The sequence below is a fragment of the Kitasatospora sp. GAS204B genome (assembly GCF_029892155.1).
Taxonomy (GTDB): Bacteria; Actinomycetota; Actinomycetes; order Streptomycetales; family Streptomycetaceae; genus Kitasatospora.
The window spans coordinates 30,600-54,901 of record NZ_JARZAG010000030.1 but is presented as its reverse complement, the minus strand read 5'-3'; the positions used below and the strand labels follow the sequence as shown (position 1 = coordinate 54,901).

25 protein-coding genes and 1 pseudogene are annotated in these 24,302 nt (G+C 73.9%); 10 read left to right on the top strand and 16 right to left on the bottom strand.

Features of this window, described 5'->3' with window-relative positions:
* Positions 1–68: 68 nt before the first annotated feature.
* The 3 genes from P3T41_RS30940 to P3T41_RS30930 all read right to left on the bottom strand — a co-directional run bounded on the left by P3T41_RS30940 (position 69) and on the right by P3T41_RS30930 (position 2,863).
* The gene (locus P3T41_RS30940; protein ID WP_280693887.1) at positions 69–1,001 is read right to left on the bottom strand and encodes a sugar ABC transporter permease; all 933 of its coding nucleotides are present in this window, start codon (positions 999–1,001) and stop codon (positions 69–71) included.
* A gap of 144 nt (positions 1,002–1,145) precedes the next feature.
* The gene (locus P3T41_RS30935; protein WP_280693886.1) at positions 1,146–2,477 is read right to left on the bottom strand and encodes an ABC transporter substrate-binding protein; all 1,332 of its coding nucleotides are present in this window, start codon (positions 2,475–2,477) and stop codon (positions 1,146–1,148) included.
* Between the two features lie 20 nt (positions 2,478–2,497).
* Positions 2,498–2,863 carry a hypothetical protein gene (locus tag P3T41_RS30930; RefSeq protein ID WP_280693885.1) on the bottom strand — a complete coding sequence of 122 codons (366 nt, stop codon included), beginning with the start codon at positions 2,861–2,863 and terminating at the stop codon, positions 2,498–2,500.
* Here P3T41_RS30930 and P3T41_RS30925 point away from each other — a divergent pair.
* The 6 genes from P3T41_RS30925 to P3T41_RS30905 all read left to right on the top strand — a co-directional run bounded on the left by P3T41_RS30925 (position 2,850) and on the right by P3T41_RS30905 (position 9,475).
* Complete coding sequence (locus P3T41_RS30925) at positions 2,850–3,104, top strand: hypothetical protein (protein WP_280693884.1); 255 nt, start codon at positions 2,850–2,852, stop codon at positions 3,102–3,104. The genes P3T41_RS30930 and P3T41_RS30925 overlap by 14 nt on opposite strands.
* Positions 3,105–3,322: 218 nt before the next feature.
* Positions 3,323–3,850 carry a hypothetical protein gene (locus P3T41_RS30920; RefSeq protein WP_280693883.1) on the top strand — a complete coding sequence of 176 codons (528 nt, stop codon included), beginning with the start codon at positions 3,323–3,325 and terminating at the stop codon, positions 3,848–3,850.
* Positions 3,850–5,715, top strand: a complete 1,866-nt coding sequence (locus P3T41_RS30915; protein WP_348533710.1) for an ABC transporter permease — start codon at positions 3,850–3,852, stop codon at positions 5,713–5,715. The genes P3T41_RS30920 and P3T41_RS30915 overlap by 1 nt, the downstream gene beginning before the upstream one ends.
* Complete coding sequence (locus P3T41_RS36985) at positions 5,712–6,479, top strand: ATP-binding cassette domain-containing protein (protein WP_348533709.1); 768 nt, start codon at positions 5,712–5,714, stop codon at positions 6,477–6,479. Before P3T41_RS30915 ends, P3T41_RS36985 begins: the two co-directional genes overlap by 4 nt.
* A complete protein-coding gene (locus P3T41_RS30910; protein ID WP_280693882.1) occupies positions 6,476–7,141 on the top strand; it encodes an ATP-binding cassette domain-containing protein in 666 nt (221 codons plus the stop codon). Before P3T41_RS36985 ends, P3T41_RS30910 begins: the two co-directional genes overlap by 4 nt.
* 108 nt (positions 7,142–7,249) lie before the next feature.
* Complete coding sequence (locus P3T41_RS30905; RefSeq protein ID WP_280693881.1) at positions 7,250–9,475, top strand: HEAT repeat domain-containing protein; 2,226 nt, start codon at positions 7,250–7,252, stop codon at positions 9,473–9,475.
* A gap of 139 nt (positions 9,476–9,614) precedes the next feature.
* Here P3T41_RS30905 and P3T41_RS30900 read toward each other — a convergent pair whose 3' ends face one another.
* Positions 9,615–9,890, bottom strand: a complete 276-nt coding sequence (locus P3T41_RS30900; RefSeq protein WP_280693880.1) for a helix-turn-helix transcriptional regulator — start codon at positions 9,888–9,890, stop codon at positions 9,615–9,617.
* An 87-nt stretch (positions 9,891–9,977) separates the two neighbouring features.
* Between P3T41_RS30900 and map the strand changes: the two genes are divergently transcribed.
* Complete coding sequence (gene map, locus P3T41_RS30895; RefSeq protein ID WP_280693879.1) at positions 9,978–10,748, top strand: type I methionyl aminopeptidase; 771 nt, start codon at positions 9,978–9,980, stop codon at positions 10,746–10,748.
* Here the strand turns inward: map and P3T41_RS30890 are convergent.
* On the bottom strand, positions 10,732–11,271 hold the full coding sequence (locus P3T41_RS30890; RefSeq protein ID WP_280693878.1) for a DUF1990 domain-containing protein: 540 nt from the start codon (positions 11,269–11,271) through the stop codon (positions 10,732–10,734). The two genes, map and P3T41_RS30890, sit on opposite strands and share 17 nt — an antisense overlap.
* A 122-nt stretch (positions 11,272–11,393) precedes the next feature.
* On the opposite strand from P3T41_RS30890, the gene P3T41_RS30885 reads away from it, so the two are divergent.
* The gene (locus P3T41_RS30885; protein ID WP_280693877.1) at positions 11,394–12,182 is read left to right on the top strand and encodes a methyltransferase domain-containing protein; all 789 of its coding nucleotides are present in this window, start codon (positions 11,394–11,396) and stop codon (positions 12,180–12,182) included.
* Between the two features lie 15 nt (positions 12,183–12,197).
* Here P3T41_RS30885 and ddaH read toward each other — a convergent pair whose 3' ends face one another.
* The 7 genes and pseudogenes from ddaH to P3T41_RS30850 form a co-directional block, all read right to left on the bottom strand.
* The gene (ddaH, locus tag P3T41_RS30880; protein ID WP_280693876.1) at positions 12,198–13,016 is read right to left on the bottom strand and encodes a dimethylargininase; all 819 of its coding nucleotides are present in this window, start codon (positions 13,014–13,016) and stop codon (positions 12,198–12,200) included.
* A gap of 83 nt (positions 13,017–13,099) precedes the next feature.
* Positions 13,100–14,212 (bottom strand): ParB/RepB/Spo0J family partition protein, encoded by a 1,113-nt coding sequence (locus tag P3T41_RS30875; protein WP_280693875.1) that lies wholly within the window; start codon positions 14,210–14,212, stop codon positions 13,100–13,102.
* A 237-nt stretch (positions 14,213–14,449) separates the two neighbouring features.
* The gene (locus P3T41_RS30870; RefSeq protein WP_280693874.1) at positions 14,450–15,772 is read right to left on the bottom strand and encodes an MFS transporter; all 1,323 of its coding nucleotides are present in this window, start codon (positions 15,770–15,772) and stop codon (positions 14,450–14,452) included.
* Positions 15,773–15,819: 47 nt separating this feature from the next.
* Complete coding sequence (locus P3T41_RS30865; protein ID WP_280693873.1) at positions 15,820–17,073, bottom strand: ATP-grasp domain-containing protein; 1,254 nt, start codon at positions 17,071–17,073, stop codon at positions 15,820–15,822.
* 426 nt (positions 17,074–17,499) lie between these two features.
* Entirely contained in the window at positions 17,500–18,756 is a 1,257-nt protein-coding gene (locus P3T41_RS30860; RefSeq protein WP_280693872.1) for an MFS transporter, read from the bottom strand.
* A gap of 169 nt (positions 18,757–18,925) precedes the next feature.
* Positions 18,926–19,060 (bottom strand): annotated as a pseudogene (locus P3T41_RS30855) (PLP-dependent aminotransferase family protein); the annotation flags it as partial.
* An 85-nt stretch (positions 19,061–19,145) separates the two neighbouring features.
* Positions 19,146–20,192, bottom strand: a complete 1,047-nt coding sequence (locus P3T41_RS30850) for an NAD(P)-dependent alcohol dehydrogenase (RefSeq protein WP_280693871.1) — start codon at positions 20,190–20,192, stop codon at positions 19,146–19,148.
* 120 nt (positions 20,193–20,312) lie between these two features.
* Here P3T41_RS30850 and P3T41_RS30845 point away from each other — a divergent pair, with 120 nt between their 5' ends.
* Positions 20,313–21,179 carry a helix-turn-helix transcriptional regulator gene (locus P3T41_RS30845; protein ID WP_280693870.1) on the top strand — a complete coding sequence of 289 codons (867 nt, stop codon included), beginning with the start codon at positions 20,313–20,315 and terminating at the stop codon, positions 21,177–21,179.
* A 20-nt stretch (positions 21,180–21,199) separates the two neighbouring features.
* On the opposite strand, the gene P3T41_RS30840 is transcribed toward P3T41_RS30845, so the two are convergent.
* Positions 21,200–21,463 carry a dsRBD fold-containing protein gene (locus tag P3T41_RS30840; RefSeq protein WP_280693869.1) on the bottom strand — a complete coding sequence of 88 codons (264 nt, stop codon included), beginning with the start codon at positions 21,461–21,463 and terminating at the stop codon, positions 21,200–21,202.
* 176 nt (positions 21,464–21,639) lie between these two features.
* On the opposite strand from P3T41_RS30840, the gene P3T41_RS30835 reads away from it, so the two are divergent.
* Complete coding sequence (locus P3T41_RS30835; protein ID WP_280693868.1) at positions 21,640–21,855, top strand: hypothetical protein; 216 nt, start codon at positions 21,640–21,642, stop codon at positions 21,853–21,855.
* Between the two features lie 24 nt (positions 21,856–21,879).
* Here the strand turns inward: P3T41_RS30835 and P3T41_RS30830 are convergent, their stop codons facing one another.
* Genes P3T41_RS30830 through P3T41_RS30820 form a run of 3 tightly spaced genes read right to left on the bottom strand, consistent with a single transcriptional unit; the run spans position 21,880 to position 24,212 of the window.
* Entirely contained in the window at positions 21,880–22,431 is a 552-nt protein-coding gene (locus P3T41_RS30830) for a DinB family protein (RefSeq protein ID WP_280693867.1), read from the bottom strand.
* 21 nt (positions 22,432–22,452) lie between these two features.
* On the bottom strand, positions 22,453–23,751 hold the full coding sequence (locus tag P3T41_RS30825; protein WP_280693866.1) for an MAB_1171c family putative transporter: 1,299 nt from the start codon (positions 23,749–23,751) through the stop codon (positions 22,453–22,455).
* Positions 23,751–24,212, bottom strand: coding sequence for a ParH-like protein (locus P3T41_RS30820; RefSeq protein WP_280693865.1), 462 nt, complete (start codon positions 24,210–24,212; stop codon positions 23,751–23,753). Before P3T41_RS30820 ends, P3T41_RS30825 begins: the two co-directional genes overlap by 1 nt.
* Between the last annotated feature and the right edge of the window lie 90 nt (positions 24,213–24,302).

The following is a 24,302-nucleotide window of genomic DNA, read 5'->3' as shown; positions in this document are numbered from 1 at the left end:
GTGGGGATACCGGCAGGGGCAGGCGAACAGTGCGGAACGGCGTTGGTAAGGACGGGCGTTGCTGCGGGTCAGAGGTCGGCGGCGATCCGGTCGCCGAGGCGCCGCTGGAGCAGCGTGAAGGCGGCGGTGACCACGAAGAGCACCACGGCCAGCGCGGCGCCGTACCCGGTGTCGAAGAGGACGAACGCCTCCTGGTAGAGCAGGTAGCTCAGGGTGGTGGTCGCGTAGGCCGGGCCGCCCCGGCTCATCTCGTAGAACTGGGTGAAGGCCTGCAGCGAGGTGATGCTGGTGATCACCACCGCGAAGAGCGTCACCGGACGCAGCTGCGGCCAGGTGATGTGCCAGAACTCCTGCCAGGGGCTCGCCCCGTCGACCCGGGCCGCTTCGCTGAGTTCGCCGGAGGTGACGGCCAGGCCGCCGAGGAAGAGCACCACGGTGAAGCCGACCTCGTGCCAGAGGCTGTAGACGATCACCGAGGGCATCGCCCAGCTGCTGGAGAAGAGGAACTGCGGGGTGGGCAGGTGCAGGTGCTTCAACACCAGGTCGATCAGCCCGAACTGCGGGTTGAAGAGCCAGACCCAGGCGAGCGAGGTGGCCACGATCGGGGTCGCGTGCGGCGCGAAGATCGCCACCCGGCCGGCGCTCAGCAGTCGCCCGCCACGCTGCAGCAGCAGCGCCAGGGCGAGCGAGAGCGCGGTGCCGCCGATCACCATCGCCGCGCAGTAGTAGAGCGAATTCCCGGCACTGGTCAGGAAGTCGGGCGTGGTGGACTGGAACAGCTGGCGGTAGTTGTCGGTTCCGATGAAGCTGGACATCGACGGATTGAGCGTGTTCCAGTGGAAGGTGCTGATGTAGAGCGTGTAGGCGGTCGGTCCGATGATGAAGACCGAGAAGATCAACAGCGCCGGCGCCGTGTACAGCCACCCGGCCCATCCCTCACGCGGCCGACTTCGCCGCCGGACCCGCTCGCTCAACTGCACCACGGCACCGCCTCTTCGCACTCGCGCTTCCTCGACGGCTCAGAGTGAAACGCGCGTAGATAGCGTACCGATGGCCACCCGATGAACAGTTGGACAATCAGTATCGGATGATCAGCCACCTGTGAAATCCTGAAAGGCTGGTCACTTTCTGCCTCGGAGCTGGCCTCAGGGCTGGTACGGCAGCTGCGGCACGTCGAAGCAGTTGGTGTCCATGTCGGGCACCTGGGTCACCCAACCAGGCCCGCCCGCTGGGGTGTTGTCCTGCCAGCGGGCCACGTCCAGGCAGGCGCGGGTGAGACCGCTGGGGCGCGGCAGGCGGACGAAGTCGGCGGGGATCAGCAGCCCGTGCGCGTCATAGGGCTGGGCTCGGTTCAGGAACCGCTCCACGCAGGCCCGGGTCAGCGCCGCCCCGCACGAGTCCATCGCGTCGGTCAGCCACTGCGCGCCCGCCCAGCCCTCCAACTCCCAGGCCGACAGCAGCGGTTCGCGATCCGAGTAGTAGCGGCTCACGGCGCTGCGGAACTGCTGGACGGCGGGGTACCGGGTGTCCGCGTAGTTGCGGCTGGACGAGGTGGCCCACAGGACGCCGCGGCAACCGGGCGCGGCCGCGTAGTCGCGGCCCACCGTCTGCGCCCAGTTCTGCACGTTGGTCACCTTGGCGACGAGTTTCACCCCCGCCGCGTCCAGCGCCTGGCAGAGCCCGGTGTTGCCCCGGGTGTCCATCGCGTCGAAGACGATCTGGGTGCCGTCGGAGGCCATCGCGGTGGCCACCGCGGGGAACGCGGGCAGCGCCAGGTCCACCGTCTTCATCAGCACGTGGTAGCCCTCGGCCGTCAGGCCCTGCTCGATCTGGTGCGCGTAACTCAGCGACTCGGCCTGGTTGTAGGCGACCACCGCGGCCCGCCGCACGCCGAGGCGCTGCTGGAAGTACCGGTAGACCTCGGTGCTCAGGAAGAGCGTCCCGTCCCAGCCGACCGAGCGGCCGTCGCGCGGGGCGTTGCTGCCGTAGATGCCGTACAGATGCGGATACCGGTCGTACGCGGTGCCCAGCGGCTGGCTGCCCACGTCCGGCACCGCCTTGCCGTTGACGTACGGGGCTCCCGCGTAGTCGAGCACGCTGCCCGCGGCGAAGGCGAAGACCTGGTCCTGGTCGATCAGCTTGTGCACGCACTCCTGGTTGCCGAAGCCGCTGCCGGAGTCATCGCAGGTCACCACCTGCACGGTCCGCCCGTGCAGGCCACCGGCCGCGTTCAGCGCCTGGAAGAACGCCAGCGCGCCGTACCGGGGCCCGGAGAGCACCTCGGTGCCGAGCGGGCTGGTCAGCGAGGTGACGATGCCGATCCTGATCTGCCCCGACGTCACACCGGTGTCGCTGGCCGGGTTGCCCCCGGCGGCCGTCGGACCCGGCGCGGCGAAGTCGCTCTCCGGCAGCCGGGTGCCGCAGCCGGCCAGCGAGCCGGACAACACCAGCAGGGTGGCCGCCAGCGCGGCGGCCACCCTGCTAGGGCGTGTCTCAATCAGCTGCTGCACCCGGGCACCACGCCGGCCGCGGTGTTGCCGCTCTGCGCGACCAGCCCGCAGAGCGTGGCCTGTGAGACCTTCCAGGTGCCGTTCTCCAGCACCGCCTGCCCGGCCGCGTTCGGCTGCACCACCTGGCCCTGCAGCAGCAGGTTGTAGGTGACGGTCGCGGTGCTGGCGGAGCTGAACTGGACGTTCGTCACCTGCGCGCTGATCTGCGAGATCCGCGGGTCGGCGGCGAAGGCCTGGAGCAGCGGCTGGAGTTGGTCGCCGTTCTGCAGCAGCCCGGCCTTGGCGCTGATCGGCGTGGCCGGGGAGAAGAAGCTCTGCCAGTTCTGGGTGACCTGCGCCGTGGCGGCGGCCACGTCGGCCGGCGCGGTTCCGGTCGGGGTCGGCGAGGCCGCGCCGGTGGCGGACGGCGAGGCCGCGGCGGAGGAGACGGACGCGGACGCGGACGGCGCCGCCGACCCGCTGCTCGCCGCCGGGGTCGGGGTCGGGGTGGCACTGGAACTGCTCTTCGTGCTGCTCGAGCAGGAGGCCACCAGCAGCAGGGCCCCGAGCACGGCGGCCGCCGTCCGAAGGACCGTCAGGCGGCCGGACGGGTGAGATCGCGGCTCTGCGGACGGGCGACGCGCCGGGTCGGCCGGCCGGTCGTTGGGCATGGTGCGCATGGGTTTCTCCGCCTGGTGTCGCGCTGCGACCGAGTGTGACGCAGGTGACACTATGTAGGCCGATCGACCGCCCACCCGCAACACGGCGGCGGGCGAGCCGGCCGGCGCGGCTGACGGGTCGCCGGCCCCTGGCGGGCGGCGGAAAGGATCGCGATGGACAGCTCCGGGCGCCCGGTCCTCACCCGTCTCCTCGCCGGCGCACCCTTCGGCTGGCTGCTGGCCCTGCTGGGTGGGGCGATGTGCGTGCTCGGCTGGTACGCCGTCTCGGGCGAGCGGCTGACCGCCCGCCAGCTCCCCTACCTCGCCTCCGCCACCGCGCCGGGCGCCGCGCTGATCGTGGCGGGCGTGGTCTGGGCAGCGCTGCGCACCCCGGGCGCGGGCACTGCCGCCCTGGGCACCCCGACGGGCACCCAGGGCACGGCCACCCCGACCGCCGCCGCTCCCCCGGTCGAGCCGGCCGCCGCCGACTGGCAGCTGCCCGAGACCGGCGGCGAGCCGGCGGCGCCGGGCGGCAGCCTGGTGGCGGTGCCCGGCGGCACCCTCTGCCACCGCCCCGACTGCCCGCTGGTGGCGGGCAAGCCGCAGGCCGTCCCGGTCGACGGCGCGGCGGTCCGGGCCCGCGGGCTGGCGCCGTGCCCGGTCTGCGAGCCGGACGTGCTGCCCGCGGACGGCCCGGTCTGATGGCCGACCCCGGGCTGGCGATCGACTTCGCGCTGGCGGGCGTGGCCGTCGGCAGCGCGGCCGCGCTCAGCGGAGTCGGGCTGGTGGTCTGCTACCGGCTGACCGGGGTGCTCAACCTGGCGCAGGGCGGCATCGCGGTCTTCATCGCCTATCTGCTGCGCGAGCTGGTGGTGGTGCGCGGCTGGCCGGTGGGCTGGGGCGCGGTGCTCTGCCTGCTGGTGGTGGCGCCCGGGCTCGGCGTGCTGCTCCAGCTGGCCGTCTTCGGACCGCTCCAGCGGCGCCAGGCGGCGATCGGTGAGGTGGTGGTCGCCTGCGTCGGCGTCCTGGTGCTGCTGATCGGCGCGGTCGCGGCGATCTGGGGCACCACGCCGCTGACGGACGTGCCGTCGCTGGTCCCGGCGCGGACCGTCACGCTGCCCGGTGGCCACCTGCTGCGGGTGGACGCGGTGGCCCAGCTCGGCACCGTGCTGGTGATCGCGGTGGCGCTCTGGGCGATCGGGCGGTGGACCGGCTTCGGGGTGCGGGCCAGAGCGGTCTCCGCCGACCCGACCCTGGCCGAGCTGGCCGGGGTGAACGCCGGGCGGGTGGCGGCGGCCGGCTGGGCGTTCGGCTCCTTCACGGCCGGGCTGGTGGGCGTGCTGCTGGCGCCGTTGGTGCTGCTCGACCCGTACGGGCTGCCGCTGCTGGTGATGGAGACCCTGGCGGTCGCGGTGGCGGCCCGGCTGCAGAGCCTGCCGATCGCGGTGGCCGTCGGGCTCGCGTTGGGCATCGGCCAGTCCGAGCTGACCTGGCTGCACCCGGGCGGCACGCTGGGGCCGCTGCTGGACGCCGTGCAGTCCAACCTCTTCGCGGTGGCGCTGCTGGTGGCCGCCCTGGTGCCGTGGGGCTTCGTCGAAGGCTTCACCGAGCAGGGGCTGCTGGGCGGCGGCGGCGTGCCGCAGCTCGGGCGGCGGCGCGGCGGTGACGCCGGCTGGGGCTCGAGCTGGGGCTGGGGCTGGGCGACCGCCGTCTGCGCGCTCGCGCTGCTCACCCCGCTGGCGCTGCGGGCGGGCGGCGTGCGGGCCGTGCTCACGGTGCCCGCACTGGCGCTGATCCTGCTCTCGGTGGTGCTGGTGACCGGCGGCGGCGGGCTGGTCTCGCTGGGCCAGGGCGCGTTCGCGGGCCTGGGCGCGCTGGCCGCCGCGCTGCTCGCCTCCGGCCGGGTGCCGGTGGGCGCGGCGCTGGTGGTCACCGTGCTCGGGCTGGCGACGGCCGGGCTGCTGATCGGCCGCCCGGTGGTGCACCGGCGCGGCCTGGTGCTGGCCCTGGTGACCTTCGCGCTGGCGGTCGGGCTGAGCCGCTTCGTCTTCGAGCAGCCCTACGCGACAGCCGGCCTGACGGTGCTGCGGCCCGTCTTCCTCCGTGGCGACCACGCCTTCTACGCTGCCGAGTTGGCCGTGCTCGCGGTGGGCGCGCTGCTGGTGGCGGCGGTGCGGCGGGGGCGGCTGGGCCGGGCACTGGTGGCGATGCGCGACCACGAGGCGGGCGCCTGGGCGGCGGGGGTGGCGGTGCCCCGGGTCAAGTTGCTGGTCTTCGGGCTGGGCGCGGGCCTGGCGGGCGCGGGCGGAGTGCTGCTCGCGCTGGGCGGCGAGGCCTTCGACGCCTCGGTCTTCGACCCGGTGCAGGGGCTGCTCTGGTTCGCGGCCGTGGTGGTGGCCGGGGTGGACAGCGCGGTCGGCGCGGTGCTGGCCGCGTTCGCGCTGGTGGGGCTGGACGCGGCGACCGTGCCGGGGATGTCGGCCGTAGTGGTGGGCGCCCTCGCGGCGGGGGCGGGCCGGCTGCCCGGCGGGCTCGCGGGCCGGGTCCGGCGGGCGGTGCCGGGGTGAGCGGCGAGCGGACCGGCGCCGGGCTGCTGGCCGGACGCGGGGTGCTGCGGCGGCTCGGCGGCGTGCCGGTGGTGGACCGGGTGGACCTGGCCGTGCGCCCCGGGCGGGTCACCGCGCTGGTCGGCCCGAACGGCGCGGGCAAGAGCGTGCTGCTCGACTGCCTCAGCGGACTGGCCCGGCCCGACGGCGGGCGGATCCTGCTCGACGACCGCGACATCACCCGGGCGCCCTGCCACCGGCGGGCCCGGCTCGGCGTGGCGCGGACCTTCCAGCAGGTGGCCGTCTTCCCCGAGTTGACGGTCGCGGAGAACGTCCAGGTCGGCGCCGAGCAGCAGCGGCCGAGCAGGCCCGGCGGCGCCGCTCTCCGGGCGCGCCTCACGGCCCCGCCGGCGGTGGCGGTCCGGCAGCGGGTGGCCGGCGCGCTGCGACTGCTGGGTCTGACCCCGCTCGCCGACCGCCCGGCGGGCGACCTGCCGCTCGGGGTGCTCCGGCTGGTCGAGTTGGCCCGAGCGCTGGCCGGAGCGCCGCGGGTGCTGCTGGTGGACGAGGTCTCGGTCGGCCTCGACGCGGGCCAAGTCGCCTGGGTCGCCCGGGTGCTGGCCCTGGTGGCCCGCGAGGGGGCGGGCGTGCTGCTGGTCGAGCACGACCTCGGGTTGGTCTCCCGGCTCGCCGAAACCGCCTACGTGCTTGACGGCGGCCGGGTGGTGGCCACCGGTCCGATCGAGCGGGTGCTCGCCGACCAGCGGGTCCGGCGGCTCTGGTGAGCCCCTCGACGGGCGGCCTGGCCGCCGAACTGCACGGCGTCCGGGTCCGCTACGGACGGGTCGAGCGGCTGCACGGGGTGGACGTGCGCTGCCCGAACGGGCGGGTCGGCTTCCTGGTCGGCCGCAACGGTTCCGGGCGCTCCACCGTGCTGGCGACGCTGGCCGGCCTGGCCCACCCGTACCAGGGCCGGGTCACCGTGGCCGGACGGGACGTCACCACGCTGGCCGCCCACCGCCGGGCCGCGCTCGGCGTGGTGCTGGTCCCGGACCGCCGGGCGGTCTTCTCGACCCTGACCGTGGCCGAGACGCTCGGCCTGTCCGGCCCGCCCGAGCGCGCGGCGGCCCGATTCCCGGAACTGACCGCGCTGTTCGGCCGGCTGTGCACCGATCTCTCCGGCGGCCAGCAGCAGTTGGTCGCCCTCGCCCGGGCGCTGCTGGCCGAGCCCGCGTTGCTGCTGCTCGACGAACCCGAACGCGGTCTGGCCCCCGCCGTGGTGGCCCGGCTGCGCCGGCTGCTCACCGACCGGGCGCTGGCAGGGCGCGCGGTGCTGCTGACCGCCCGCACCGTGCCGCGCTGGGCACCGGACGACGCCCTGGTGCACGTGCTGGAGCGCGGCCGGCTGGTCTGGCTCGGCGAGGCGGGCGAACTGCGCCAAGGGTGATCTGCGGCAGGGGTGAACTGTGGCAGGGGTGAGCCCCCGTCGTCCGACTGTCGGCGCGCTGCGCGAGACTGACGCGACAACACCTCGCGCACGACAGGGAGTCGCCGCATGCCCGACCCGCTGCACGGACTGGACGCCGTTGACTGGGCCTCGCTCACCCACGCCTACGGCGACGCGGGCGATGTGCCCGTTCTCCTGCGCGCACTGGCCGGCGATGACCCCCGCGAACGCGCGAACGCGCTGGACGCCCTCTACGGCGGCGTCCATCACCAGGGTGATGTCTACAACTCGACACTGGCCTGCCTGCCGTTCCTCCTCTCCCTGGCCGGCGACCCCGCGGTGGCCGACCGGGCGAGTGTGCTGTACCTGCTGGCCAGCATCGGCGAGTCTGCCGACGCCGCGATCGAGCACGCCTGGGACGGCATGCCGGACCCGCACACGGTGATCGCCGCGCATGACGGCGAGGACGACTGGTGGGAGGAGCTCGCGGTGGCCTACGGCCTGCTCGCGGGCGACGTCCTGCGCGAGCGAGTACCGCTACTGGCCCGGCTGTTCGACGACCCGGACCCGGCCGTCCGGGCGGCGGCGATCGGGCTGCTGGCCCGGCGGCACCCGCAGCCGCCGGCCGTCCTGGACCCGCTGATCGCCCGCGCCGCCGTCGAGCAGGACGGCGCGGTCCGGCACGCGCTGGCCGGCGCGTTCGGTGAACTGCTGGGCCGGTCACCCGAGTCCGGCCGAGCCACCGAGGGCCTGCTGCGACTGGCCGCGCCCGGTGGCGACCCCGGCACGGTGCTCACGGCGCTCGCCGAACTGGCCCGCCACACGCCGGAGCAGCTGCCCGCCGGCCTCGTCGAGCGGGCCACGGCCGCGCTGGACGACGCACAGCAGCGGGGCAGCTCCCCCGCCGCTCCGCCGCTCCCCGACGACGGCACGCTCAGCTCCCACCTGCGGCGGCTGCGCGCCACCGAGTTCGAGGACGCCACCGACGAGCGCGCGGCCGAGGCCCTCGCCGACCTGCACCTGGCCCTCGGCGACCGGGTGACGGCCCGTCACCGCCTGGTCCTGCACGCCCTGCGGCACGGCGACCCGCAGAGCCGGGCGGACGCCGTGGAGCGGGCCGGCGACCTGCACAGCGGCTGGCGGGTGCCCGGCGCCGAGGCGACCGCCGAGCTGCTGGCCGCCCTGGTCACCGCCACCGACCCGGCGGTCAGCGCCGCCGAGACCGCTACCGCCGCCGCTCGCGAACTGCGCCTCTGCGCCCTGCCGTTGACCCCCGCACTGCTGGACGCCGCGGCCGCCGTGGCCGAGGCCGGGGAGTACCGCACGAGCTGGGGCTGGGAGCGGGGGCTGCCCGGGCAGTGCCTCCAACTCCTGGTGGCGGCAGGCGATCGGCGCTCCGCCACGCTGCTCGCCCGGCTGCTGCCGGGTCGCGAGGGCCCCGAGGAGCTGCCCGCGTGGTGCGCCCGGCTCGCCGCGCACGCGGCCGACCTGATACCCACCCTGGTCCCCCATCTGAGCTGGACGAACGCGAAGTCCGACACCACACCGGGGGTGTTCGACCACGCCGGGGTGACGGCCTCCTGCCGCGTCCTGGCCGCCCTGCAAGCCTGCCTCCCGGGGTCCGGGGCCCTGATCGCCCCGGTACTCGAGGAGTTCCGCAAGGAGCTGCCGAAGACCGGCGGCACCCTGCACCCGGCGGCCCTGCTGCTGCTCGCCCACCCGGACGATCTGGGGCGCGAGGCGGAGGAAGCAGAGGAAGCAGCTGAGGTGGTGCCGGTGCTGCGCCGACTGCTCCCCGATCCGAAGCCGGCGACCCGGGCGGTGATCGCCCGCGCGCTCTGGCACGCCGGCCTGGACCCGGCGGAGTTGTGGCCGGTGCTGGCCGAGCTGCTGGCGGACCAGCAGGCCTGGTACGCCCGGCAGTTGGCGCTGGACCTGCTGGCCGCCATGGGCCCGGCCGCCGCGCCGCTGGCCGAGCCGCTGCGCGCCTGCCTGACCGACGACTCGGACCAGATCACCGCCCGGGCCGCCCTCGCGCTGCGCGCGGCCGGCCTGGCGGACGAGCCGCAGTCCGCTCAGCTGCTCGACCGGACGCTCGCCACGGCGTGGACCGACACCAGGGCCGTGCGACCCGTGATCGCCGCCGGCCTGCGTCGGGCGGCCGCGGCCGGGCAGCCGCTGCCCGACGGGCTGCGCGAGCTGCTCGCGATGGAGGCGGCCGAGGTCCGCCGGTTGGGCAACGACGGCGCCCCCAGGCCCGGGATGCGGTACGACTGCGCGGCGGACGAGGCACTGCGAGCCGACTGCGCGGAGCTGCTCGCGCTGCTGGGGTAAGGCGGTGCTCGCGCTCGGCGCCGTCGCCTACGGTGTCCGAGCGCGGGCCCGCACCTGACGGCCCGTCGGCGCGGCGTTCATCGCGCCCCCGACCTGATCCGCAGCGGCCGGCCGGGCGATCCCGCCCCGCCGACCTCCGTCACGCCGAGAGCAGCTCGGTGTCCCCCGGCGCGACCGGCGCGCAGAGCTCCGCGATCTCGTCCAGCGACAGGCCCAGCGCCCCGGCGAGCGCGACCACCGTGAAGAAGGCCGGGGTCGGCGCCCGACCGGTCTCGATCTTGCGCAGCGTCTCGGCCGACAGGCCGGCCTGCGCCGCGACCTCGACCATGCTGCGCCCGCCCCGGGCCTGCCGGAGGAGCGTGCCGAGCTGTTCGCCGCGTTGGCGTTCCAGCGCTGTGAGAGGAGTGCGCACCATGCCGTGATTCTAGCTCCCGCACCCACCGCGACCGTGATACAAATACCGGTATAAGAATTGGAGCAGGGCTCAGGGAGGCTGTCGGCCATGGTGGAGATCAAGACGGACGCGGCGCTGGACGCCATGCGAGAGGCCGGGCGCGTCGTCGGCGACGCGCTCGACGCCGTCCGGCGGGCGGCGGCGGTGGGGGTCTCGCTCAGGGAGCTGGACGAGGTGGCGCGTGGCGTGCTGCGGGCCGCGGGAGCCGACTCGCCGTTCCTCGGCTACCGTCCCAGCTTCGCCGACACACCGTTCCCCGGGGTGATCTGCAGCTCGGTCAACGAGGCCGTGGTGCACGGCATCCCGACCGACTACCGGCTGCGCGACGGCGACCTGGTCGGCATCGACTGCGGGGCCAAGGTGGGCGGCTGGACCGGCGACGCGGCGATCAGCTTCACCGTCGGCACACCGCGCCCGGCCGACCTCGCGCTGATCGAGACCACCGAGCGCGCGCTGGCGGCGGGCATCGCCGCCGCCGTGGTGGGCGCCCGGATCGGCGACATCTCGCACGCGGTCGGCAGCGTGGGCCGCGCCGCGGGCTACGGCATCCTCGCCGGCTACGGCGGCCACGGCGTGGGCCGCAGCATGCACGAGGACCCCCACGTGGCGAACGACGGCCGCCCCGGGCGCGGGATGCGACTGCGGCACGGCATGGTGCTGGCCATCGAGCCGATGTTCCTGGCGGGCGGCCGGGACACCTACCTGACCGCCCCGGACGGCTGGTCCCTGCTCACCGACGACGGCAGCCGCGGCGCCCACGCCGAACACACGGTCGCCATCACCGAGGACGGCCCGCGCATCCTCACCCTGCCGTCCTGAGACCCGCCCCATCCACCGCCCGGACCGCGCCGATCCGCAGCACCCGGGCGCAGCGGCGGGCGTAGAGCTCCTGGAACAGCACCGCGAACGGGTAGCCGAGGCGGGTGTACCAGGCGGCCGGGCGGCTGAAGGCGGTGACGCTGAACCAGACCTGCTGATCCGCCGTCAGCTCGACCAGGAACGCCTCCTCCCCGCACTCCGGATGCCCGGGCAGCGAGCCGTAGGCGAAGCCGCGGCGGGTCGGCCCGTCCGCCACCCAGACGACCTCGCACGGCGCGGCCACCCCCAGCCGCCCGCGCCCGACCAGCACCCGCACCCGGGCACCGGGTGCGGCCCGCGCCGCGGTGGCCGTCACCCGCACCCCGACATCCCGATGCATCCGCCAGCTCAACACCCGCTCGCCGGCCGCCGCGAACAGCTCGCGACCCTGCCCCAGCCGGGCGCGGTAGCGCAGGTGCCGGTAGCCGGCGGGCAGCGGTCCCGGGCGGCCGGTCGCCCCGACCTCGGGGTAGCTGAACGTCATGCGCCCATGATGCCGCGCCGCGCCGGGCGCGCCCAGGAGCCGAGTTCTCTTGACATCAAGATATATCGGCGGCAAGCTCTCTCCAGAAGGTATCTTGATATCGAGATAACTGGGAGCATGCCATGACCAGCCCCGTCTGGGACCCAGCACAGTACCTGCGTTTCGCCGACGAGCGCACCCGCCCATTGCGCGAACTGCTCGCCCGGGTACCCGAGTTGCCCGCCGCGCCCACCGTGCTCGACATCGGCTGCGGACCGGGCAACTCGACCGCCGAGCTCCGCCGCCGCTGGCCCGACGCGGCGATCACCGGGATCGACAGCTCCGCCGAGATGCTCGCCATCGCGCGCGGCGAGCAGGGCGAGCCGACCGCGGACTACCTGCTGGCCGACGCCGCGAGCTACGACCCGGCACCGGCCGCGCCCGACCTGATCGCCTCCAACGCGACGCTGCAGTGGGTCGACGGGCACCTGGGGCTGCTGCCGCGCTGGGCGGCGGCGCTGCGGCCGGGCGGCGTGATCGCCTTCCAGGTGCCGGGCAACTTCGAGGCGCCCAGCCACCTGCTGCTCGGCGAGCTGCGCCGCAGCGCCCGCTGGCGCGAGCGGCTCGGCGAGGACACGGCCCGGGCCGGCGTGCACCGGCCCGAGGTGTACCTGGACGCGCTGCTCGCCGCCGGCTGCACGGCGGACGTCTGGGAGACCACCTACAGCACGCTGCTCACCGGCCCCGACCCGGTCCTCGAATGGACCAAGGGGACGGCGCTGCGCCCGGTGCTCACCCGGCTCGGCGACGACGCCGAGCGCGCGGCGTTCACGGCCGAGTACGCCGCGCTACTGCGCGAGGCCTACCCGGCCGGGCCGCACGGCACGGTGTTCCCGTTCCGCCGGATCTTCGCGGTCGGCGTGCGGCTCTAGCACCGTTTCAGCTTCTCAGGGCCTCAGCTCCAGGGTGCAGCACTTCACGCCGCCGCCGGCCTTGAGCAGTTCCGACAGATCGACCCCGATCGGCTCGAAGCCGCGCTCCTCGAGCTGGGCGATCAGCCCCCGGGCGGCCTGCGGCAACAGGACGTTGCGGCCGTCGGAGAACGCGTTCAACCCGAAGGCGGCCGCGTCCGAGGCGGTCGCCAGGATCGCGTCGGGGTAGAGCTCGCGCAGCACGCCCTGGGTGCCGGGGGTGAACGCCTCGGGCCAGTACATGATCTCGGTGTCGGAGAGCACCGCGAGGGCGGTGTCCAGGTGGTAGTGGTTCGGGTTGACCAGGGTCAGCGAGGTGACCGGCAGGCCGAAGTACTCCTGGGCCTCGGCGTGTGCCCGCAGGTCGGTGCGGAAGCCGGTGCCCGCCAGGATCCGCCGTCCGACGCAGAGCAGGTCGCCCTCCCCCTCGTTGATGAACTCCGGCCACCGCACCTGCTGGTAGCCGTTGCGGACGAACCAGGAGAGGTACGCGGGCCCCTCGGCGGTCCGCTCGGCGTGGCGGAAGCGCGCGCCCAGCACCTTGCCGTCCAGCACGGTGGCACCGTTGGCGGCGAACACCATGTCGGGCAGGCCGGGCAGCGGCTCCAGCACCTCCACGGCGTGCCCGAGCGAGACATAGCGCTCCCGCAGCCGCTCCCACTGGAGTTGGGCCAGGTTGCGGTCCGCCGGCTTCTCGGGGTGCATCCAGGGATTGATCGAGTAGCAGACGTCGAAGTGCCGCGGTCGGCACATCAGCAGGCGGCGCGGCCGGGCGGTGCGCTCGGTCTCAGGCATCGTCGAGTCCTCGGTGGGTGCGGGTGGACTGGAGCACGTCGAAGCAGCCATGGCCGATCAGCGAGCGGACCGGCGCCACCGGGTCAGCCGATCTGGCGGGCACGGTACTGCAGTTCGATCGACAGCTCGCGCCAGCTGTCCGAGCACTCCCGCGCCAGATCGGCCACCACCGGCAGCAAGTGCGTGGGGATGTTGCGCAGTTCGGTCTCCGCCTCGCCGACCACCACCAGCCGTCGGTGCAGCCAGATCAGCAGCGCGCGGCCTTGGTCGGTGAAGCGCAGCGAGGGGTCGCGGCGCAGCGTCTCCAGGCCGGCGAACGGCTCGGGCCGCTCGGGCCGCGCCGAGCGCTCGGAGCGCTCCGAGCGGCCCCGCGGGTCGGCCCGGTCCGGTCGCTCGGCCGCCTCCCCCCGGCCGCCCTGGCGGGGCACCCCGATCGGGCGCATCGCCGCCAGGACGGCCGCCACCGGCGCCAGTTCGGCCACTACGTCCGGCACGGGCGCCATGTCCGCCTCACCCGTCACCCCGTCCGCCGCCGTGCTCGCCGTCAACTCCCGGGCGCCGCGCGCCGACTCGCGCCGCATCGGGTCCTCGCCCCGGTCCAGCCGGGCCTTGATGTCGTGCGCCGTCCCCAGCGACACCCCGGCCGCCTGGGCGATCTCGCGCAGTGAGGCGTCCGGGTACTCGCGGATCACCTCCACCGCTCGCCGCCGGCCCTCGTCGGCGTTGACCGGGCGCAGCCGCCCGTCCCGCCCCACTCGACTGCCGCGCTGGGCCGCCTCGGCCCCCGCGAGCTTGCGGATCGTGCCGACCGTGCCGGCCGCCAGCCCGGTCAGCTGGGCCACCGCCCGATCGGCCAACTCCGGTTGCAGTCCGACGATCCGGCGGGCCGCCTCCTTGCGCTCGGCCAGCGAGAGCGGCAGTCCGTGCGCCACGTTGGCCTGCACGCCCAGGATGTAGGCGGCGGCCTCGGTGCCGTCGAAGTACTCGACGACGATGGTCGGTTCACCCTTGAGCCGGGCCGCCCCCAGCCGGTGCATGCCGTCGATCACCCGCATGGTGCTGCGGTGCACCAGGATGGGCGGTAATTCGGCGTCGGTCTGCGCCAGCCGCCGGATGTGCTCCTCGTCCTCCGCGCCGAAGCGCGGCGACTCCCCGGGCCGGATCGACTCGACGGGAATCCGATCCCTCGTTCTCATAGCGCCCCCAGGCACGTGTGTCGCCAGAACCAGTTCGGCTCCATGTGGCGGAGCCGCGATGTGTGCGGTACGCGTTGGCGCGGACCCGCCGGCAGCCGCCCGGCGCGGGGTCACCGCCGGCTGTGCTGCCAAGGGTCGCGAAATGCTCGACTGCTCACGGTCGGTGGACCGCCTACTCGCCGTCGGTGAACCGCCGGCGCCTCGGACACCCTCGTTGACTCGGACACCCTCGTTGACTCATACGCCCTCACTGACCGGCTCGGGGTCCGGCTGCCGGCTCGCCGTGGGTGGCTGGACCGACCGGACGCCGACCACCCCGAAGACGGTCGACACGATCCCGAAGACCGCGACCACCGGCCAGACGCCGTGGCCCAGTTGCTGGAACAGCAGGCCGCCGATCACCGGCCCGATCGCGGTGCCTGCGGTGAACATCAGCTGGAAGCTGCCGATGTAACGGGCCTTGAGCCGTGGTGGGGCGGCCAGACCAGGGTAGGCGAAGAAGGCCGGTCCGCCGATGACCTCGCCGAGCGTCCAGACCAGCGTGCCGATCATGATCACCGCGGCGCCCAGCGGCAGGCCGTAACCCGCCTCACCGAGGCCGATCAGGGCGAAGCCGGCGCCCACCGTGAGCTTGACCGGCAGGCGCTGGGTGAACCTGGTCAACGGCAGCTCGACGACGATCACCACGATGCTGTTGATCGAGACCGCCAGGCTGTACCAGAAGACGTCGACATGGGCACGGGTGATGTCCAGTGGCAGCGTCGACAGGTACTGCGCGTAGATGATGCCGTTCGCCAGCGCGCCCACCAGGAAGAGGGTGAACCTGGTGTCCCGCAGGACGGTCAGGTAGCTCTCCTTCGGCGCGGGTGGCCCCGTGCCGGCCTCGACCGGCTCGGCCGACGGCGCGTCCTCGGCCATCGGCACGTCCTCGGCCGGGGGGATGCCCTCGGCCGCCGCCTTGCCCGGCAGGGTGAGGAAGGCCAGCACCGCGTACCCGACCGCGACCGCCGCCTCGCCCCAGAAGAGCATGCCGTACCCGTGGCCGCCCAGCCGGTACAGCCCGAAACCGAGCTGCGGGCAGAGCGTGGTGCCGATGTTCAGCCCCAGTCGCCAGATCCCGAAGATCATCACCTGCCGGTCGTCCGAGGTCAGTTCGGAGAGCAGCGCGGCCGAGGCGGGCCGGTAGATGGTCTGGAACAGGCCGACCAGCACGACCGAGCCGATGATCAGCGGGTAGCTGTGCACGTAGTAGACCAGCACCAGCAGGAACGCCGAGCCGGTCATGCTCAGCACGGTGGCGTTGCGCGCGCCCAGCCGGTTGGCCAACGCGCCGCCGACCACCACCCCGGCCACCCCGCCGAAGCCGTAGGCGCCGAGCGCGAACGCGGCGTGGCCGGCCGAGTAGCCCCGGGCGGTCAGGTAGAGCACCAGGAAGATGCCGAGGAAGGCACCGAGACGGTTGATCACCACGCCGGCCAGGATCGCCTTCACCGCGAGCGGCGACTCGACGAAGGTGGCCCACGGGCCCGGGCCACCCTGCTGTTCCGCCCTAGCGCTCATCTACCGTGCTCCGTACGGAAGCTGACGGATCATCACCAGCACGGCGGTCACCGGGGGACGACGACGAGCGCCGCCTCGGCCGCGTCCAGCACCAGGCCGCAGGCCGCCCGGGAGTCGGCGACCGCGGTGGCGTAGGCGATCCGGCCCCAGACCGTGCCCTTGGGCGGCGGCGAGACCACCGCGCCCGGCTGCGCCACGGCCACCGCGCGGTCGACCTCGACCGGCAACCGCTCCTGGTCGAAGCCGACCGAGTCGATCGTGGTGTCCTCCGCGGCCACGTAGAAGAACCGCACGCCGGCGGTCCGGCCCGCCGTCGCGGTGAGGTGCGGCGGCAGGCCGCAGGCCACCCGGGCGGCGGCCAGGCCGGGGTCGATCCCGGTGGCGAGCCGCCCGAGGTAGGGGATCAGGTCGCCGCCCAGCCGTCCGTTGACCTCGATCAGCCGGGGCCCGTCGGCGGTGAGCATGAACTCGCTGTGCGTCCAGCCGTCGGTGAACCCGAGCGCCGCATGGGTCTCGGCGAGCACCCGGGCGAACCCGGGGTCGGTGAGCAAGGGATCGTCGGCCGAGACGAAGTGGCCGATCTCCTCGGCGTAGGGCGGGTAGCCGACCAGCTTGCGGCCGACGAAGAGCGCGGTCACCACGCCGCCGTGGACCACCGAGTCGACGCTGATCTCCTCGCCCGTCACGCACTCCTCCACCAGGTACGGCTCGGCGGAGTCGAAGACGACCGGGTCGGGCAGCGTGGTGGTGCGGGTGAAGGTGAACCCGTTGCGCAACTCCTCGCGTCCGGCCACCTTGATCACGCCGATGCTCGCGCCGTAGCCACGCGGCTTGACGATCACCGGATAGCCGATCCGCTCGGCCGCGGCCAGCGCCTCCTGCTCGGTGCCCACCGGGATCGACACCGGCTGCGGCACCTCGGCCGCCGCCAGCGCCCGCCGGGTCTGCGCCTTGTCGCGCAGCCGCCAGATCACCGCCGGATCACCGTTCGGCAGCTTGAGCGCCTCGGCGATGTGCGAGGCCGCGTGGATCCGGCCCTCGTCCCAGCACAGCACGCCGTCGAACGGTTCGACGCGGTGCAGTTCGGCGGCGGTGGCGGCCAGCGCCGGGCCGTCGTAGGTGTCGGGCACCACCGTCCAGCCGGTCAAGTACTCGCGCTCCCAGGTCGGTTCGACCGTGTGGAAGAGGTGCACGCTGAACTCGGTGCTGATCGGGCCGAGCAGGTACTCGCGGTAGGACCGCATGCCCGTCGCGACCAGGAGTAGACGTGGCCGCGCTGCCACTTCACTGCCGGTGATCATCCTCTGACGTCCTTCCCGGGCTCCCGCTCCCGTCCGGCCGGTCAATGGATCGGGTCGCCACCCTGGAGCCGTGCCGAATCGGAACCACAACGTACAAGCGGTTCTGACAGGCTGTCGACAGATTCGACACGAGTTCGTTGACGCCGTATCCAGCCTGACAGGGACTCGACAGATTCAATCTGACCGAGCGTCATTAAATGGTGACGGAAGCGAGGCCGTTCAACCGGCAAGGCCGAACGGTTGAACGGCAGTTGCCGAGTCGGGTTCGATAGGCTGGACGGCGGCCAATCACGTCTGGCATTCTCCGTGCCGTCGAAATCCGGCGAATTCCGCAATTCGACATGGCGGGCATATGCCCACGAATTCCCGGGGCAGTTCGGCCGGCCGAGCGGTCCTGGATCCGGGCCCCGATAGCAGCGGAGCGGGTCACCCCACCGAGCCGCGCACCACCGCGGCCCCCGCCCCCGGCCTGGTCCGCTCCGCCCAGGCGGCCAGCGGCGGCCCGAGCAACCCGAGCCCCGCGAAGAAGGCGCCGAGCAGCAGCCACCCGAGCTGCCCCAGCCCCAGGCAGAGCGTGGTCAGCACGGCCGGCGCCACCGCCTGCCCGGTGTCGAAGCCGAGCCCGAGCAGCCCCTGGTACTGCCCCTGGGCGTGCTCGGGCGCCAACCCGAAGCCGAGCGCGAAGCTGCCCGAGGACTGCCACACCTCCCCCAGGCTGTGCGCGGCCATCGCCGGCAGCACCAGCAACACCGCGGCCCAGGACGGCAGGTCGGCGGTCAGCGCCATCAGCGGGCAGCTGACCAGGAAGAGCAGCCCGGCCCAGCGCAGCGCCCGCCCGCCCTCGCCCGGGGTCTCCACCCGCGAGCCGATCGGGATCTGGAAGAGCACGCAGCAGAGCGAGTTGAGCGCGCAGACGGCCGGGACCGTCCAGCGCGGGGCGTGCGTGTGCTGGGCCAGCCAGAGCGGCAGCAGCAGCGAGGCCACCGGGTACTGCAGGCCCATCGCCCCGTCGACGGCCGCGAGCAGCGCGAACGGCCGGTCCCGCAGCACCGCCCAGCGACCGGCCCGGGCCGGCCTGGCGACGGCGGGGTAGGCCGGCACCCGGAGCAGCAGCAGGCCGCAGCCCAGGTAGCTGGCGGCGTTCAGCAGGATCAGCGCGGTGTACGCGGCCCGGGTGTCGATCTGCACGGCGGCGGCCGCGCCCAGCGTGCCGAGCACCACGCCGAGGTTGACGAAGGTGCGCAGCCTGGCCCGGAACTCCGCCGGGCGCTCGCCGCCGATCCGGGCGACCAGCGCCCCGCGCGCGGCGTTGCTCGCCGAGAGCGCGAGCAGGTCCAGGGTGGCGATCGCGGTGAAGGCGGCCCAGCCGTGGACGAAGAGGAAGGCCGCCATGGTCGCGGTCTGCACGGCCAGGGTCAGCAGCAGCACGGCGCGCGGCCCGCGCCGGTCGGCCAACTCCCCTGCCGGCACCCCGGCGAGCAGGCCGATCAGCCCGGCGATGGTCAGCCCGAGCCCGAGCCGCCCGGGCGACAGGTGCACGACCCGGGTGAAGTAGAGCACCGAGGCGGTGTTGAACAACCCGTTGCCGACCCGGTTGACGAAGCTGGAGAGAATCATCGCGCGCTGCGGACCGCGCTCCGGCGGCACCGGGGCACGCTGCGGAGCGGAGGTCTGTTCGAGCATGACGGTCAGCGTACTGACCACCGGTCGGCGCCCAACCGGCGGGGCGAGCAGTCCCGGCCAGTGGTCGGCCGACGCCCCGTCAGGCGGGCAGCACCTTGGCGAGCCGCCGCAGCCCCTCCGCGATCTCCGCCGGCGGATGGTTGGTGAACGACATCCGCAGCGCGGCCCGGTCGGGAGCCGGCAGGCCGCCGGCGAAGGAGATCACCTCAGGGCGGGCGGTCAGCGCGAGGAGGTCACGCACCGGTGAGGCGCCGACGCTGGTGGCACGTGCGGCCATCGCGGGGGGAGCTGCGCGGAGGCTCATGGGTGATCAGCGTAGAGAAACCGATCAACAGACGATACCCCCGTCCACTGCTCGAACGGGGGTATCAAGTCACGTTGCCGGACCGTCAGATCGTCGCGACGTCGATCACGAAGCGGTAGCGCACGTCGCTCTTCAGCACCCGGGCGTAGGCCTCGTTGATCGCGGTCGCCTCGATCACCTCGATGTCGGCACCGATGCCGTGCTCGGCGCAGAAGTCCAGCATCTCCTGGGTCTCCCGGATGCCGCCGATCATCGAGCCGGCCAGCGACTTGCGCTGCCCGATCAGCGCGAACGGCGAGACCGGCATCGGCTGCTCGGGAGCGCCGACCTGCACCAGGGTGCCGTCGGTGCGCAGCAGACCCAGGTAGGCGTTCAGGTCGAGGTCGGCCGAGACCGTGTTGACGATCAGGTCGAAGGTGCCGGCCAGCTGCTCGAAGGTGGCCGGGTCGCTGGTCGCGAAGTAGTGGTCCGCGCCCAGCCGCAGGCCGTCCTCGCGCTTGTTCAGCGTCTGGCTCAGCACGGTGACCTCGGCGCCGAGCGCGTGCGCGATCTTGACGCCCATGTGACCGAGCCCGCCGAGGCCGACGATGGCCACCTTCTTGCCCGGGCCCACCTGCCAGTGCGCGAGCGGGGAGTAGGTGGTGATGCCCGCGCAGAGCAGCGGCGCGGCGACGTCCAGGCCCAGGCCCTCGGGGATCCGCAGTGCGTAGTTCTCGTCCACCACGATGTGGGTGGAGTAGCCGCCGTAGGTCGGCCGGCCGTCCTTGCCCTGGCTGTTGTAGGTGCCGATCATGCCACTGGTGCAGTACTGCTCCTGGCCCGCGCGGCAGTTGTCGCACTCGCGGCAGGAGTCGACGAAGCAGCCGACACCGACCCGGTCACCGACCGCGTACTTGGTGACCCCCGTGCCGACCTCGGCGACCACGCCCGCGATCTCGTGGCCCGGGACCATCGGGTAGGTGCCGACGCCCCAGTCGGCGTTGACCTGGTGGATGTCGGAGTGGCAGATGCCGGCGAACTTGATGTCGATCAGGATGTCGTGCTCGCCCAGCGCGCGACGGGGGATGGTGGTCCGCTCCAGCGGGGCGCTCGGGGCGGGGGAGGCGTAAGCGGCGACAGTGGTCTGCGTCATGAGACCAGCTTGCCGCCTGCCACTACCTGGTACCAGCGCGAACTCTGCGTAGGACCACGGTTCGTACCACTGGCAGTGACACCCTGCGAAGGCGGCCGCCACCACGGGCATACTGGACGGATGGACCAGCGCACCGAACTGAGCGAGTTCCTCCGGTCCCGCCGGGCCCGGCTGCAGCCGCAGGAGGTGGGCCTGATCTACTACGGCGGCCGCCGACGGGTCCCCGGGCTGCGCCGCGAGGAGCTGGCCCAGCTGGCCGGTGTCAGCGTCGCCTACTACACCCGGCTCGAACAGGGCCACGCCGAGAACGTCTCCAGCACCGTCCTGGAGGCGATCGCTGCCGCGCTGCGGCTCAGCCCGGCCGAGCGTGAGCACCTGTCCCGCCTGGTGCGCCCCGTGCACCGCCGCTCGCGGGCGGCCGTCCGCCCGCAGCGGGTCCGACCCGAACTGCAGCAGTTGCTGGACGTGATGCACTCGGTCCCGGCCTGCGTGCTGGGCCGGCGGATGGACGTGCTGAGCTGGAATCCGCTGTACTGCGCGCTGTTCGGCGACTACGCGGCGCTGCCGGCCGAGCAGCGCAACCTGGCCTGGCAGATCTTCCGCGACCCGGCGGCCCGCGAACTCTTCGTCGACTGGCAGGGCAAGGCCACCGATGTGGTCGCCATACTGCGGCTGGAGGCCGGCCGCGACCCCGATGACCCGCGCCTGTGCGCGCTGGTCGGCGAACTCTCGGTGCAGAGCGAGGACTTCCGGCGACTGTGGGCGACCCACAACGTGGCCGACAAGGGGTACGGCACGAAGAACCTGCACCACCCGGTGGTCGGCCCCCTGGCGCTGCGCTACGAGACCTTCGCGCTGCCCGCCGACCCGGACCAGACGCTGCTCACCTACCACGCCGAGCCCGCGTCGAACTCGGCCGAGTCCCTGCGACTGCTGGCCAGCTGGTGGGCCAGCCGCGAACAGCACGAGGACTCGACCGCCCGCTGAGACCCTCGTCGCCCGGCCGGTCAGTAGATCAGGTACGCGGGCCGGTGCCCCTCGTCGTCGATCTCGCCGGCCGCTTGCGCCCGGAGTTTGTGCGCCAGGTCGTCCAGCGCCCGCCAGGCGGCCACCTCCTCGCCGATCCTGGCCAGTGGGCGGTCGTCCATGCTGCGCAGCGCCTCGCCGTGGCCGGCCAGCCCCGGGGCCCGGGCACCCAGCAGCCGGGCGTCACAGAACGTGTGCACGCCGTCTTCCTCGAAACTCAGCTCGACATCCCAGTGATTTCGCATGGCCTGCCTCCTGCTCCCCTCCAGCGTGAACCCGGCGGCGGGGGGTCGGCAAACGCCCGGCTCGGTCCCGGCGGCCGTGATCGATTTCGGCCACGCCCCTTGTCGGCGCCCGAGCGACCTGAGGATGATCTGACGGTACGTCCGCCATGGATGCCGCACTCTCCGCTGGAGTCGCCATGCCGATCCTCCCCGAGCCGCCCGAGCTCCCCGAACCGCCCGAGCTGCCGCAGCCGCCGGACCTGCCCGAGCTCGGGGAGCTGCCCGACATCCCGCATCTGCCGTTCAGTCACCTGCCCGAGCCCGCTCGGCTGCCCGAGCCGCCCGAGCTTCCCGAGCCGCCCGAGTTGCCGCAGCCGCCAAACCTGCCCGAGGCGCCGGAGCTGCCGGAGTAGCCCGCCTGACGGGACGTCATCCGCTCACAGTCCGACGGCCCCGTCGATCCGCTCCCGGAGCAGGTCGGCGTGCCCGCCGTGCCGGGCGTACTCCCGGATCACGTGCAGCAGCACCCAGCGCAGCGACACCGTCCCGCGCCACACGTCCTCGCCGACCACGTCGAAGTCGGGCGCGGCGGCGATGAAGTCGTCGGCGAACGCCCGCTCGGCGTCCCAGGCCTGCCAGGCCTCGGCGATCACCGCCGGATCGGGCACCGCGCCGTCGAAGTCCTGGTCGGGCCGGGCGGCCGAGACGAAGAGCGGCGGCGCCTGCTGGCCGGCCAGCACGCGGCGGAACCAGCGCCGTTCCACCTCCGCGAGATGGCGGATCAGGCCCAGCAGCGAGAGCGTCGACGGTTCCACCGAGCGAAGCGCCAACTCGGCTGCCAGGCCCGCACACTTGAGCCGCACGGTGGCCCGCCCGGCCACCAGGAAGTCGACCAGCATGGCCCGCTCGTCCCCGGTGGCGGGTCCGGTGTAGGTCCGGTCCTGCGCGGGGTCGATGAAGAACTCAGCACGTCTGCGTGGGCTGCTCATGCCCGCCATGATGCTCCATCGCTACCCGCCCGCCCCCGCCCCGCTCCCCTCCAGGGCCGCCAACGCCTCAACAGCCCGGCGGCGGACCGCCGCGACCGCCGCGCACGCGTCGAAGGCCGCCGCGACCCGGATCAGCCACTGCGCCTCGGCGTCCACCGTGCCCGGGCCGGGGACCGGCTGCGGCACCCCGGTCACCGTCGCGTCGCGGCAGCGCTGCCCGGCCCGGGCGGCCTCCAGGGCGGCGGCCAGCGTCGCCGCCTCCACCGCCGCGCCGTCCACCGCACCGTCCGGGCCGCGCAGGCCGCCCGCCCGCTGCTCCTCGGCGACCCAGACCGCCACCTGCTCCCCGACGTAGGGGCGCAGCGCCAACTGCCCGTCCCGGATCTCGATGACCCGCCGGTACAGCGCGAACTCCGCGTCCCGCAGGGCGAGTCGCCGCCCCTCGCCACCCTCTCCCAGCGCGATCTCCGGCATCGCGCGGTGCAGCGCCTCCCACAGCGGCCCGAGCACCGCGTAGCTACGCCGGGCCCGCCACCAGCGCACGGGGGCGGTGATCCGCGCACCCCACCGGGTGCCGCCCCACACCGTCGCCGTCGCCCCGCTGACCGTCAGGCCCGCGCAGACCACCCCGACCAGGTTGGAGACGGTGTCCTCGCCGCCCTTCTGCTGCGCGTGCAGCAGCACATCGCGCACGTCGTCCAGCGTCCAGGCGCACCACAGCACGCCCACGCCCGCCGCCAGCGTCATCAGCCGCAGGCCGGTGCGCAGCAGGTTCCCGGTCGCCAGCCGGGTCTGCCGGGCCAGCACCGAGCCCAGCACCACCAGGCAGGCGGCTCCGTAGCCGCCGAACAGCAGGTCGTAGCCGGCCAGCGGCCAGCGCCGCCAGCCGTGCACCATGAACTCCTGCCCCCGGTCGGTGATGTGGGCGCTGCGGTAGAGCAGCACCAGGGCGAGCGGCACCACCAGCAGGGCCACCAGCCACCGGCGCAGCCGGGCCCGGGCGGCCGCCGGATCGTCCCGCGGGCCCTGCAGCAGCAGGGCGATCAGCGCCAGCAGGCCGACCGCGCCGGTCTTCAGCAGGTCCCCGAAGAGCAGCGTCAGTTCGCGGTTCGAGCCGATGCTCACCGCCGCCAGCGTGCTGGGGGCCAGCGCCACCAGGCCGCCGGCCATGCAGAGCGCGAAACCGCCCGCGTACAGGCTCACCCGGTCACCGCGGTTGCCGCGATGACCACGCAGCGCGGCGAGCCGCTGGACGGCGAAGGCCAGGAAGAGCGTGGCGGACCCGTAGGCCGCCAGGTCAGCCGGTCCGGGCGCGACCACTACGCACCCCCCGGACTCCCGAACACCGACTCCGTCCACGACGCCCCGCCGCTGCCGCCACCCCCGCGCCCGCCGCCGTCCAGCACCGCGCGGTGCAGGATCATCGAGGCGACCAGCTCCGCCTCGCGCTCCTGCGGCTCGGTGTACACGGTGCGCCCGAGCACCCGCTGCACCAGCTCCGAACCCAGGTGCGGCAGCAGCACCTTGGCGGCCGGCGCGGTCTCGTCGTGCCGGCAGATCAGGTGCGCGGCCTCGTGCAGCAGGATGTGCTGCTGGTGCAGCGGGGTGGTGTCGGCGGAGTAGAGGATGCAGTCGGCCTGGTCGGTGGTGACCAGCAGGCCGCACGGGAGGTTGGGGCGCCCGCTGACCGGGATCAGCTCGATCGGCCGACCGCGCCGCTCGGCCAGCCCGGCGACGAACCGCACGGCGTCGAACGGGTCAGGTAACTCCAGTGCCGCCACGGTCTGTTGACACCGTTGCCAGGTCCGCCCACGCCGCGCCCGCCGCCCGAACACCCGTGCATCCCTCCCCTTGACGAGGCCGACGGGCCC